The sequence below is a fragment of the Roseibium sp. 10G30-5 genome (genome assembly GCF_055809635.1).
The window spans coordinates 2,697,954-2,709,955 of sequence record NZ_CM147918.1; the positions used below are offsets into that span (position 1 = coordinate 2,697,954).

Annotated in this window: 11 protein-coding genes, 1 tRNA gene and 3 pseudogenes; 13 read left to right on the top strand and 2 right to left on the bottom strand. The window is 55.2% G+C overall.

Going from position 1 to position 12,002, the window contains the following annotated elements:
* Positions 1-15 precede the first annotated feature (15 nt).
* Together AC0L7U_RS13645 and AC0L7U_RS13650 are read right to left on the bottom strand one after the other, a co-directional pair.
* A pseudogene (locus AC0L7U_RS13645) lies at positions 16-709 on the bottom strand (glutathione S-transferase family protein).
* A gap of 392 nt (positions 710-1,101) precedes the next feature.
* Positions 1,102-2,077: pseudogene (locus AC0L7U_RS13650) on the bottom strand (complex I NDUFA9 subunit family protein).
* A gap of 185 nt (positions 2,078-2,262) precedes the next feature.
* Between AC0L7U_RS13650 and AC0L7U_RS13655 the strand changes: the two are divergent.
* The 13 genes and pseudogenes from AC0L7U_RS13655 to hpf all read left to right on the top strand — a co-directional run bounded on the left by AC0L7U_RS13655 (position 2,263) and on the right by hpf (position 11,952).
* Positions 2,263-2,352: transfer RNA gene (locus tag AC0L7U_RS13655), tRNA-Leu, on the top strand.
* A gap of 186 nt (positions 2,353-2,538) precedes the next feature.
* Complete coding sequence (locus AC0L7U_RS13660) at positions 2,539-2,937, top strand: O-fucosyltransferase family protein (RefSeq protein ID WP_473691420.1); 399 nt, start codon at positions 2,539-2,541, stop codon at positions 2,935-2,937.
* A gap of 17 nt (positions 2,938-2,954) precedes the next feature.
* The gene (locus AC0L7U_RS13665; protein ID WP_473691422.1) at positions 2,955-3,398 is read left to right on the top strand and encodes an alpha-1,2-fucosyltransferase; all 444 of its coding nucleotides are present in this window, start codon (positions 2,955-2,957) and stop codon (positions 3,396-3,398) included.
* 65 nt (positions 3,399-3,463) lie between these two features.
* Positions 3,464-4,378: a LysR substrate-binding domain-containing protein gene (locus AC0L7U_RS13670; RefSeq protein WP_473691424.1), complete on the top strand. Its 915-nt coding sequence runs from the start codon at positions 3,464-3,466 to the stop codon at positions 4,376-4,378.
* Positions 4,379-4,694: 316 nt separating this feature from the next.
* The gene (locus AC0L7U_RS13675) at positions 4,695-5,642 is read left to right on the top strand and encodes a TIGR03364 family FAD-dependent oxidoreductase (RefSeq protein ID WP_473691426.1); all 948 of its coding nucleotides are present in this window, start codon (positions 4,695-4,697) and stop codon (positions 5,640-5,642) included.
* A gap of 10 nt (positions 5,643-5,652) precedes the next feature.
* Entirely contained in the window at positions 5,653-5,778 is a 126-nt protein-coding gene (locus AC0L7U_RS13680) for a hypothetical protein (RefSeq protein WP_473691428.1), read from the top strand.
* 12 nt (positions 5,779-5,790) lie between these two features.
* A complete protein-coding gene (locus tag AC0L7U_RS13685) occupies positions 5,791-6,336 on the top strand; it encodes an HAD family hydrolase (protein ID WP_473691430.1) in 546 nt (181 codons plus the stop codon).
* Positions 6,337-6,699: 363 nt separating this feature from the next.
* The gene (locus AC0L7U_RS13690) at positions 6,700-7,320 is read left to right on the top strand and encodes a ribonuclease D (RefSeq protein WP_473691432.1); all 621 of its coding nucleotides are present in this window, start codon (positions 6,700-6,702) and stop codon (positions 7,318-7,320) included.
* Between the two features lie 42 nt (positions 7,321-7,362).
* Positions 7,363-8,016: an LPS export ABC transporter periplasmic protein LptC gene (gene lptC, locus AC0L7U_RS13695; RefSeq protein WP_473691434.1), complete on the top strand. Its 654-nt coding sequence runs from the start codon at positions 7,363-7,365 to the stop codon at positions 8,014-8,016.
* Positions 8,017-8,018: 2 nt separating this feature from the next.
* Complete coding sequence (locus tag AC0L7U_RS13700) at positions 8,019-8,570, top strand: LptA/OstA family protein (RefSeq protein WP_473691436.1); 552 nt, start codon at positions 8,019-8,021, stop codon at positions 8,568-8,570.
* A 170-nt stretch (positions 8,571-8,740) separates the two neighbouring features.
* Entirely contained in the window at positions 8,741-9,487 is a 747-nt protein-coding gene (gene lptB, locus AC0L7U_RS13705) for an LPS export ABC transporter ATP-binding protein (RefSeq protein ID WP_473695828.1), read from the top strand.
* A gap of 71 nt (positions 9,488-9,558) precedes the next feature.
* Positions 9,559-11,090, top strand: a pseudogene (gene rpoN, locus AC0L7U_RS13710) (RNA polymerase factor sigma-54).
* A 274-nt stretch (positions 11,091-11,364) separates the two neighbouring features.
* Positions 11,365-11,952: a ribosome hibernation-promoting factor, HPF/YfiA family gene (gene hpf, locus AC0L7U_RS13715; RefSeq protein WP_473691438.1), complete on the top strand. Its 588-nt coding sequence runs from the start codon at positions 11,365-11,367 to the stop codon at positions 11,950-11,952.
* The last annotated feature ends 50 nt before the right edge of the window (positions 11,953-12,002 follow it).

A 12,002-nucleotide genomic window follows, 5' to 3' on the forward strand; every position in this document is an offset into this window, starting at 1 on the left:
GGCCGTAGCTCGCCGTTAGAAGTCCAGATCGGCATAGGTCTTGGAAGGTGGCATGCCCAATAGTTTTTCGCCCAGGAGCGGACGCATGCAGGGGCGCGATTTCACCTTGGAATACCATGCCTTGATGTTGGTATCGTCCCGCCAGGGAGATCTCTCCGAGATAATCGGCGCAGGACAATTCAGCCGCAAGTGCGAAATCGGCGAAACTGAGTTTGTCGCCCGCCAGCCAGCGCCGGGAGGCGACCAGATATTCAAAATACTTCAGGTGATGTTGAATATTGGCACGTGCCACGCGCAGCGCACCAGAATCCGGTTCGCCGCCACCATAGGCACGCGGCATCGTCTGCTTGTAGATGCGCTCGCGGACAAAATGACCGATGGACTCTGTGTCGAGTTTGCCCAGCGACCATTCGACCAGACGGCGAACTTCGGCGCGCGCGTAAGGGTGCTCAGGCATCAATCGTCGTTCGCTCATGGCATAGCCACGCGTTTCGTCAAGATATTCCATAATCGGCAGTGGGCCGCAAATCGGCGGGCCATCATTTTCCACCAGTACGGGAACCGTTCCCGCAGGGTTCAGGACAAGAAGTTCTTCAGGCCGTTCCCACGGATTGACGATCTGCTCGGAAAATTCCGTTCCATACTCATTCAATATCAATCGAATGAAGCGGGAGGAGGGGGAAAACGGATGATGATAAAGCGTGAACATGAACGACCGCGCGTGACAAGTCTTTGAACAAGACCAGTGGAAATTCAGGGAAGACCTGCGATAGCGTCCAATTATGTCTTAAGGGTGGTAACCAGAAGCTTGATAACAAAAGCTTGGAACGTGTTTAATTTCAACACTCCACATCAAAACATGGATGCTGTGATAAAAAACTCGGTGGCTTTCGTGTTTATGTATCGCTCTTTCAAAGCTACATGCGTAGCCGCACTATAGTCCTCGATTTGCTCTTTAGCTGCTCGCCGTTGCTGTTGGCTTGAAGAGACGTGCCGACACAATGTCGCGCGCAAAATTTGGGACAGGCACATGCTTGAAAGATGCAAAAAAGGCGACCTGTTGGTCGCCCTTTGCATTCTTGTTGTGAACCTCGGCAGATGTCAGGCGTAGCGGTGTGCGTCGTATTGGCCTGCCTTGCGAAAGCGGAACAGATACGTTGGCAACACGGCCTCCATCGTCCGGCCCTCAATGCCGATGCCGCTGAGCGTTCGACCCTGTTCGGTCGCCGTACCGGAAACCACATTGTCCTGCTTGAGCAGCTTGACCTGGTCTGGTGTGAGTGGCGCGCCCTGGCATGAGCTGCATGACCGATGCGAGTGCACCTGCAACCGGAAAGGGCAATGGCAGGAAAGACCGGCGCCGTTTGGTGATTTCGAGAACCAGTTCGAGGCAGCCACGGAAGCTGACAACTTCAGGCCCGCCAAGTTCATAAATCGCACCGGCTGTCAGGTCGCCCTCGACTGCGCGCGCCGCTGCTTCGGCCACGTCGCATACGTAAATCGGCTGGAACAGGGTCTTGCCGCCGCCAATCAGCGGAAGCAGTGGCGAGAAGCGCGCCATGTCTGCGAACTGGTTGAAGAAAGCATCTTCTGGCCCGAAAACGATGGACGGACGCAGGATTACGCTGTCCGGCAAGGCTTGAAGGACACCTGCTTCACCTTTGGCTTTTGACGAGGCATAAGCGGAATTGGAATTTGCATCTGCACCGATGGCCGAGATGTGGGTAATCGCTGAAAGGCCACACGCCTTGGCCGCTTCTGCAATAATGCGTGCGCCATCAGCCTGAACGGCTTCGAAAGATTGCTTACCGCTTGGCGCCAGAATGCCAACGGCATTGAGGACAGCATCCGCCCCCGCGATGGCGCGTTCAACAGAATCGCGATAGCGCAGGTTTGCCTGAATTGGCATGATCTGCCCCGGCAAGCCCAGCGGAAGAAGATGTGTCGCCAGATCAGGACGGCGTACGGCCACACGCACACGATATCCGCGCTGGGCGAGAGCCTGTACAACATGACGACCAATAAAACCGGATCCGCCGAAAACGGTGACCAGCTTCTGAGTGAGAGCCTTGGACATCTGTATGCCCCCTATCGTGTCCATTGGAATGCGTATGCCCATGACAGGCTACACGCTTTGATATTTTATTAGACCTTTGCACACTCGCTGTGAAGTGTCGAAACAGTGTGGCTGTGAATGAATAAAAAAATCTTTGCGAATGATGATTGACAGGCCCACTCGTGACCCGTAAAAGCCCCTTCACAGCCCATAGGTGGCGGAACTGGTAGACGCGCTAGCTTCAGGTGCTAGTGCCCTTATGGGCGTGGAGGTTCGAGTCCTCTCCCTGGGCACCAGATTCCTTTCTGGATCTTACTCAAGATCTTGAAAACACTTTAAAAAAGGTCCGGATTTTCCGGGCCTTTTTTGTTTTCTCCCTGTGCATTTGGACGCTCAGCAGCCTTTGCATGTGTGCAAAGGCTTGAATGCAGCGCTGGTCGGCTTTACTGAGAAGGCCTAGGCAGCGCAGGGAGAGTTTTCCGTTGATCATTACGCATATTGTCGGTGGCTTGGGCAATCAGATGTTTCAATATGCGGTCGGTCGCGCTCTTGCGCTCGAAACGCAGCAGGATCTCAAGCTCGATCTGACGGGAATGGCCTCATACGATCGCCGCACATTTGCATTGGATCAGTTCTGTATCACGCATAGTATTGCCACGGCGGAGGATCTTCCGCCGAAGCGCCGTCGGGGTCTTCTGGGCAAATTTCTTGGTCAACCGCGCTCCCACATTCGGCAGCTCACTGAAGATGCGATGACATTCAATCCTGATCTTCTGGATCTGAAGGGACCAGTCTTCTTGCGTGGATATTGGCAGTGCGAGAAATACTTCGCTGCACATGAGGCGGTGATCCGGGGGACTTTCGACTGCGTGCGCCTCTAACACCCATTCGTCAGGATATGTTGACCCGGATCCGGGCCGTCGATGTGCCCGTCTCGGTTCATGTCCGGCGGGGCGACTATGTCTCCAATGCGTCTGCAAATGCCTTTCACGGAACCTGCGAGCCGGACTGGTATCAGCGGGCTTGCGCTTTGTTGGAAGCCTCTCATCCGGCGGCCGATTTCTTCGTGTTTTCCGATGATCCCCAGTGGGCGCGTGACAATCTGCCCTGGCTCTCGAATGCGACCTTTGTTGAGCCGCAAGACGATGGGCAAGACAGTCAGGACATGCATCTGATGGCAGCCTGCAGGCACCATATCATTGCCAACAGCTCATTCAGTTGGTGGGGCGCGTGGCTGAACCCGGATAACGACAAGCAGGTGATTGCCCCGGCCCAGTGGTTCAAGGCGAAGGACGTTGACTTCAGCGATATTGTTCCTGAGCGCTGGACGCGTCTCGATTAGCCACGCAGACTGTAGCCGGTGTTGACGCTGATCTTGGTATTGGCTGGTGTAAGAAGGAGAGCAGCATGGTGCAGAAGTCGATCAGCAAACTCTCCCTGAGCCAATTGCGAGCGCTTGAAGCTGTCGCGCGGACGGGCAGCTTTTCAGCTGCTGCGAAAGAATTGGGGATCACGCAGCCTTCGGTCTCGAATCATGTGCAGGCGGTGGAAGCCCGGTTCGCGGTGCGCCTGTTGACCCGGTCGGGCTATACGGTTTCCTCAGCGCCTGTTCTCACAAGCCTTTTGCCGCGCGTGCGGGCCTTGCTGGCCCTGCATGATGATATTGAGGCTGGTCTCGACCAACAGAAAACGCTGGGCTCGGGGCGGCTGCGTGTTGGCTATTCGACCTCACAACTGGCTGTGCCCTATCTGTCTCGCTACATGATGCGGCATCCGTCCGTGTCGGTGGAGGCGCGAACTGCTGCGTCGCTGGATCTTCTGACGCAGATGGAGACAGGGCAGATTGACGTGTGTTTCATCACGGCGCGCGAAATTCCGGCCCATCTTGAGGGACTGCTGTTGTCTCAGGCGCGTATTGTCCTTGTCGCGCCGGAAGGGCACCCACTCGCATCCGGGGAGAATTTGTCCTGGGCGGATGTGGCTCATTTGCCCCTCATCCAGCGCGAAGCAAGTTCCGGCACACGACGTATCTTCGAAGGTGCTGCAACTGTTGCGGGGGTCGAATTGAACACGTTGCTGTCCTTGGGAGCCTGGGATTCGATTGCTTCCCTTGTGCGGGCGGGTACAGGTTTTGGCGTTTGCATGGACGCTGAAGTCTCGGAGCGAGACGGAGTGGATCTGATTGGCGTGGACGACCCAGCGCTGGTGGCGTCACATTTTATCGTCTATCAACCCGAAATGGCCAAGGTGGCGGCCCTTCAGGCATTTCTGAAGATGGTGCAACAAAGTGACCACCTCTGCGCACCGCTGGATATTTCATAGCCTTAAGCTATTAAAGTGCACATTCAATTTTATTTACCTTGAGATGCTTGTAGGCTCGGCGAAACAGTGAGGTCACCTGGGCGGTGTGCGCCTGTGCTGATCGGTAATGGCTTGGAACTTCTGAGGTCTCTCTGACATGCAAGACAAACCCTATGACGTGGCTGTGGTCGGTGCTGGCATCGTCGGCTTGGCGCATGCGCTGGCGGCACTGGCGACGTGGCAAACGCGTAGTGGTCATTGACCGGGATGCCGCTGCCAACGGCGCATCGATCCGCAATTTCGGCTTCCTGACCGTTACTGGGCAGGAAGCGGGGGATTGCTGGGAAAAAGCGTCACGCAGCCGTGTCGTCTGGGGGAGGTCGCTGCTGCCGCAGGCATTCCAGTCGTACACGAAGGTCTTCTGGTGACGGCGCGACTACCGGAATCTGAAGCGGTGATTGATGCCTTTCTGCAAACGGAAATGGGGCGCGGATGCCAGAAGTTGACGCCGGACGAGGCGACTCGGCACGCACCCGCAGTGCGCAAGGACGTGATCTTGTCGGCTCTCTATTCCCCCGTGGAAGCGCGGGTGGAATCGAAGGACGCGCTGTCGCAGATCGCGACCTGGCTGCAAGATGCACAAGGTGTCGATTTTCTGTGGCAGACCAGTGTGCTTGAGGTGAGCGCGCCGCATGTTGAGACGTCGCGGGGACGGCTTCAGGCCGAGACAGTGATTGTCTGTCCGGGGGATGATGGAACGGGGCTCTTCGCGGACCGCTTGGCGGCCTATGGCATTACCCGGTGCAAGTTGCAGATGATGCGCGTGCGCCCAGAGGTAAGGATGTCTCTTGGCCCCGCCATAATGTCCGACCTGGGCTTGGCGCGCTATCTTGGGTATGCGCGTCTGCCAGAAGCAATGCCGTTGAAGCAGCGTTTGGATCGTGAGATGCGGGGGCATCGTGAAAACGGCATTCATCTCATCGTTGTACAATCCGCAGATGGCAGCCTGGTTGTCGGCGACAGTCATCATTATGGCTCAACGCCAGACCCATTTCTGTCCAAGTCCGTGAACGATCTCATTTTGCAGGAAATGGAGACGGTTCTTGATCTGGGACCCTATCAGATTTCTGAAACCTGGATGGGCACTTATGCGTCGGCTCCAGATCGCTGGCGTTTGTGCGACGAACCAGACGATGCGACCCGTATCGTCGTTGTGACCGCAGGGTGCGGGGCCTCCACCGCCTTTGCTATTGGCGAAGAAACCATCGCCTCGCTTTTCGATTGAGGACATCATCATGAGCAAGTTCAAGGCAGTCGTCTTCGACTGGGCTGGTACGACCATCGATTTCGGTTCATTTGCGCCGATGGGGGTTTTCGTCAAGGCCTTCGAGACATTCGGTATCAAAGTCAGTATCGACTAGGCCCGCGCCCCGATGGGTAAGCCGAAATGGGATCATATCGACACCATGATGCGGGATCCCGATATTGCGGCACAGTGGCAGGCGAAACATGGACGTCTTCCACAAAGCGCCGACGTCGACCGGGTTTATGAGGTCTTCGTGCCGATGAATGAAGAAGTCGTTGCGGATTTCGCGGATCTGGTTCCGGGCACGGCAGAGGTCATCGCAGCACTGCGTGCACAAGGCATGAAGATTGGCTCGACCACAGGCTACACACGGTCGATCATGGAACGCGTCCTGCCGAAAGCCGCAGCACAGGGCTATGCACCGGACAATCTGGTGTGCGCGGATGATCTTCCGGAGGGGCGTCCGGGACCATTGGGAATGTACAAGTGCTTCATTGATCTGGTGGCCTATCCGCCTCAGACAGTCATCAAGGTCGATGATACCGAGCTACAGGTATTGCCGAAGGCGTTGCCGCAGGCTGTGTCACCGTGGGTGTTGCGCTGTCGGGCAACTATGCGGGCAAGTCTTTCGCCGAAATGGAAGCATTGTCCGATGCGGAAAAAGATGGATTGAGGCAAACGGCGACAGCCGCGCTCAAAGCGGCTGGAGCAGATCATGTCATTGATACGGTGGCTGATTTGCCTGCTTTGATCGCAACCCTGCGCTGAGTTGATCTGGACGGACCACAAGGCTTGCGCGCACTGTCCCGCAAGCTGGTTTTGCTGGCGCACGGCAACTTGATTGCCGCTTCAGGCGCTCTGCGGTGGCGCATGCCTGCCATTCGGACGTGATTTGTACCTGCTTTCAGAAAAGGTCTTTTGCGCACTGCCGCATCTTGCAGGAACTCTTTCCATGCTCTACGTGATCACCTAACGGAGTTGCCTGGGATAAGGTGACTTCCTTTGCTGGCGCTCACCGGAAGGAGTTTCTCCGCCCATGACAATTCGTTCCCACAAGCACGATCTGCCCGATCTCACGGCCTATGAGTATGCCGATGCCATTGCTGTGGACACGGAAACGCTGGGGCTTAATCCTCATCGTGATCGGCTGTGTGTCGTGCAATTGTCGAGCGGTGACGGAACTGCAGATGTTGTTCAAATCGCCCGGGGACAGACAAGCGCCCCCAATCTTGAGAAACTTTTTACCGATCCGTCAAAACCGAAGATTTTTCACTTCGCCCGGTTTGATGTTGCGGTGCTGAAGCACTATCTCGGGATAACCGTCAATCCGGTGTGGTGCACGAAAATCGCCTCGAAATTGGTGCGCACCTATACGGATCGGCATGGCTTGAAAGATATAACACGTGAGTTGGTTGGTGTTGAACTGTCCAAGCAGCAGCAGAGTTCTGATTGGGCCGCAGACCACTTGTCGGATGCGCAGTTGGCTTATGCTGCATCCGATGTTCTGCATCTTCACAAGTTGAAGACGCGTCTTGAGGTCATGTTGCAGCGCGAAGAGCGAGTGCATCTGGCGCAGGCGTGTTTTGACTTTTTGCCCGTGCGTGCCGAGCTTGATCTCAAGGGCTGGGAAGACTCGGATATTTTTGCCCATTCCTGAGGCTTCGCCGGAAGCCTGATCGGGATTTGAACGGACGGACGCATGGAACAACAAGGTGTGCTGCAAGGATCTGGACGAAGCGCCAAGCGACCTTTGTCGCGCGTGCAAAAGGCCGCACGCCGACATAGCATTCTGGTCAAATGTCTCAAGGTTCTTTTGCCGCTTGCTGGAGTGTTGATCTGTGCAGGCATGGTGGTGACCATCGTGCTGTATGACTATCTCAACAATCTCGGTATCGGTACGGTCAAATTGACCAGCGACGGCATTGTGATGGAACATCCGCAGTTGTCGGGGAATGATGGCGATCGATCCTATCAGGTCACGGCCACCCGCGCGATCCAGCGGATCAGCAACCCGAACATTATTGATCTCGAAGGAATTTCTGCCGATATCCATGTCAGCGCATCGCAGAAACTTGAACTGACTGCCAACAACGGTACGTTCAACAATAAGGCGCAGACGCTAAAGCTTTACAAGGGCCTGAAAGTCGAATCGAGCGATGGTTACACGGTCGATTTGGTCGAAGCCCTTATTGATCTCAGCACCGGCGAAATGAAGAGTGATGATCCGATCACCCTGTCCTCCCAGAAGGGAACTCTTCGATCCGGGAAAATGACATATGATCAGGATCATGACTCAATTGTCTTCAGTGATGGGGTCAAGATGATTATCAATCCTAGGGCAAAAGGAATTTGAGCATGAAAAAACTCCTTGGGCGGACTGGCGTTCTTGTACTGGGCTTGATGATGGCCGCAGGTACGGCACAGGCACAGCAGGCCTTCTCCGACGCCTTCGCGGGCTTCGGCTCCAATGACAAGCAACCGATCCAGATCGAAGCCAGCAAGCTGGAAGTTCATGACAAGGCCAACAGCGCCACGTTCACGGGCGATGTGGTCGTGTCTCAGGGCGGGTCTCGCCTCAAGTCGCAGAACCTCGAAGTGTTTTATGCAGGCAGCGGTGGCAAAGCCTCCGTGCCGACAACGCAGCAAAAGATCTCTCGACTGCATGCGTCCGGACATGTCTTCGTGTCGTCCAAGGGACAGACGGCGACTGGCGACGACGCCACCTTTGACATGGACAAGCAGCTCATGGTCATGACCGGCAAGCAGGTCGTGCTGTCGCAGGGCAAGAATGTGGTCGTCGGCAACCGTCTTGTGGTGAACCTGAACACCGGCAAGGCCGATTTGCAGGCCAAGCAGTCCGGGCGCGTCAAGGTTCTCATTCAGCCGAGTACGGTGAAGGGGAAATAATTTCCCCAGTTATCCTGGTCTTTCGGCCGATCACTGAGAGGCCGGAAGGAAATATCAAGATTTTGCAGAGAAGTTCCGCGTTTCTCTGACCAACCGACCACGGAATGGACCGCCCGGTGAGATTGTTTTCGTTTTCGTCCAATACTGATGCCGAGCTCGGCAAGGGAAGCCTGCAGGCAGAAGCGTATGATGAACCGGGGGCGTTGGTTGTCGATGGTATCGGCAAGACCTATGGACGTCGGCAGGTGGTCAAATCCGTCAGCCTGACAGTGAGGCCGGGCGAATCGGTTGGTCTGCTGGGGCCGAATGGGGCGGGTAAAACCACCACCTTTTACATGATCACGGGCTTGATCCGTCCGGACCATGGCAAGATCCTGCTCGATAATTTCGACATGACGAAAATGCCGATGTATCGTCGTGCGCGCCTTGGCATTGGGTATCTGCCACAGGAAGCGTCTATTTTTCGCGGGTTGAGCGTTGAAGCCAACATTCGTGCTGTCCTGGAAGTCATCGAGCCGAACCGCAAGAAGCGTTCGCAGGAACTGGACGAACTGCTGGAAGAGTTTGGCCTGACACATTTGCGTAAGTCTCCGGCCATCGCCCTGTCGGGTGGTGAAAGGCGGCGTGTGGAAATCGCCCGCGCATTGGCCAGCCGTCCGACTTTCATGCTGCTCGATGAACCTTTCGCCGGGATTGACCCGATTGCCGTTGGGGACATTCAACAACTTGTGCGTCACTTGACGCAGCGTGGAATTGGTGTGCTGATCACCGACCACAACGTCCGCGAAACCCTTGGTCTGATTGACCGCGCCTATATCATTGCCTCCGGAGATGTGCTGACTGAGGGCCTTCCGCACGAGATTGTTGCGGATCCCGATGTGCGCCGTCTTTACCTCGGAGAACAATTTACGCTTTGAAGAAGCATGCCGAATTGGGTTAAAAGCAAAAAGCGGACCAAATGAAACCCTAGAGGCACGTTCAAGGCGAAATGGCAATTTCACCCAAGCTGGAGATGCGACAAAGCCAGTCGCTGATCATGACGCCGCAGTTGATGCAGGCGATCAAGCTGTTGCAATTGTCCAACATGGATCTCGTCGCCTACGTCGAGGGTGAACTCGAACGCAATCCCTTGTTGGAAAAAAGCGAACAGTCCTCCGACGATGGTGCGGGAGACGGTGGCAACGATGACGCAGACGTTCGAGCGAGCAGCTCTGATGCTGTTGACGGAGACTGGGCTGCCAGCAGTTTTTCCGGCACAGAGACGGACGTTGGCGACCACCTCGATACAGACGTTTCTAATGTTTATCCGGATGAGCAGCAGGTCAGCCGAACGCAGGACAGTGGATCGACATCAGGTGGTCTGGACCCTTTTGGTGGCACATCCTACTCAGGCGGTGATGATTACAATCTGGAAGCCTTCGTGTCAGAGCAGAAAACTCTGACCCAGCTTCTGGAGGATCAGGTTCATCTGGCGTTGACCGATGCAGCGGATAAGCTGATTGCCGGCTATCTGGTCAACTCACTTGACGAGAATGGCTATCTCTTCGCAGATTTGGGTCTGGCAGCCGACACGCTTGGTGTCGATCTGGCACGGGTTGAGGCGGTTCTTTCTGTTGTGCAGACGTTTGAGCCAGCGGGAGTTTTTGCCCGTAATCTTGCAGAATGCCTCAAATTACAGTTGGAAGACCGTAATCATTACGATCCGGCTATGGCTGCGTTGATCGAAAATATCCACCTTCTTGCCCGACACGATTATGTCAGCCTCAGGAAGCTTTGCGGCGTCGACGATGCGGACTTGAGGGATATGGTGGCCGAACTGAAGGCACTTGATCCCAAGCACTGGCAGTGCGTTCAGTTCATCGCCGGTGCAGACCCTGGTGCCTGATGTGTTTGTGCGCTCGGCGTCTGACGGTGGGTGGCAGATCGAGTTGAATTCCGACACGCTGCCGCGTTTGCTGGTCAATCAGTCGTATTACGCCACGGTCAACAAATCGGTTCGCGATGAAAAAGAAAAGGAATATCTGACCGAGTGTCTCCAGACCGCCAACTGGCTGGTCAAGAGCGCTGGATCAGCGGGCCAAGACCATTTTGAAGGTGTCCAGTGAGATCGTACGTCAGCAGGATGCATTCCTGACCTACGGCGTCGAGCATCTGCGCCCTCTCAATCTCAAAACGATTGCCGAAGCCATCGGCATGCATGAATCCACTGTCAGCCGGGTGACCTCCAACAAGTTTATGGCAACGGACCGGGGAATTTTCGAACTCAAGTATTTCTTCTCCTCAGCAATTTCCGCGACAGTCAGCGGCGAGGATGCACATTCCGCAGAGGCAGTGCGCCACAGAATCCGCCAAATGATTGATGCAGAAAGCGTTGAGGCGATCCTGTCCGATGATACGATCGTCAAGAACCTGAAAATGGATGGCATCGATATCGCGCGCCGCACGGTGGCAAAATACCGTGAGGCGATGAATATTGAATCGTCCGTTCAGCGCCGCAGAGAAAAACGCGCGAAGGGTTAATCAATTGAAATAATTAACTTTTATGGTTTTGTGTGACCGTATTCGCTGGAATGTCAAACAGTTGTCGCGTGGGCAAATGTGAACTCGAAATCGCACCGGCGATCATTGACAAGGGCCAGAGGGGTCCGTATAGCACCGCTCGCAAGATAACTTTACCGAAGGGGATGGCGTCTCGACGCCGACTGGTTCATTCTATTGGATTGAAACCTGCTGGTTTCAAACGTCGGCCTTTCAGGTCGGCGACCTTTGGTCCAAAAGAGAATAAGAGGTCCCCATGACTTTGCGGATTTCGGGAAAAAACGTTGACGTTGGTGATGCGCTGCGCACACACGTGAATGACCGGATTGAGGAAGCGCTGTCGAAATACTTCACCGGAGGTTATACGGGTCGTGTGACCCTCAGTCGTGAAGGGTCGGGTTTCAAGTCAGAGTGCATGCTGCATCTCGATACAGGTATCGTCTTGCAGGTTTCGGCACAGGATCAGGAACCGCGACAAAGTTTTGATCAATCTGCGGACAAGATCGAAAAGAGATTGCGTCGTTACAAGCGCAAGCTCAAGGATCATTACGCAGGCGCGGGGGCCGATAAGGAAGATATCGAAGCGTCCTCTTATGTTCTGGCGTCGACCGACGAGGAAGAAGAATTGCCAGAGGATTACAAGCCTCTGGTCATCGCGGAAACCGCATCGAAGATCAAGACGCTGACGGTCGGTATGGCCGTCATGCAGCTTGATTTTGCCGAAGCGCCCGTGATCATGTTCAAGAACGCGGCCAACGGCGAAATGAACGTTGTGTACCGTCGTTCTGATGGAAACGTGGGCTGGATTGATCCGGCCTTGATGGCCCAGCAGGCGGCCGAGTAGAGCGAGAAGATTGGCGTCGGTTCATATGGGCCGACGCCGAGCATTTGTAG

Excerpts from the sequence above, each read along its gene's own strand:
- AC0L7U_RS13690 (WP_473691432.1), top strand. The coding sequence starts at position 6,700 with ATGACAATTCGTTCCCACAAGCACGATCTGCCCGATCTCACGGCCTAT.
- AC0L7U_RS13685 (WP_473691430.1), top strand. The coding sequence starts at position 5,791 with ATGGGTAAGCCGAAATGGGATCATATCGACACCATGATGCGGGATCCC.
- AC0L7U_RS13680 (WP_473691428.1), top strand. The coding sequence starts at position 5,653 with ATGAGCAAGTTCAAGGCAGTCGTCTTCGACTGGGCTGGTACGACCATC.
- hpf (WP_473691438.1), top strand. The coding sequence starts at position 11,365 with ATGACTTTGCGGATTTCGGGAAAAAACGTTGACGTTGGTGATGCGCTG.
- lptC (WP_473691434.1), top strand. The coding sequence starts at position 7,363 with ATGGAACAACAAGGTGTGCTGCAAGGATCTGGACGAAGCGCCAAGCGA.
- AC0L7U_RS13670 (WP_473691424.1), top strand. The coding sequence starts at position 3,464 with ATGGTGCAGAAGTCGATCAGCAAACTCTCCCTGAGCCAATTGCGAGCG.
- AC0L7U_RS13700 (WP_473691436.1), top strand. The coding sequence starts at position 8,019 with ATGAAAAAACTCCTTGGGCGGACTGGCGTTCTTGTACTGGGCTTGATG.
- AC0L7U_RS13665 (WP_473691422.1), top strand. The coding sequence starts at position 2,955 with ATGTTGACCCGGATCCGGGCCGTCGATGTGCCCGTCTCGGTTCATGTC.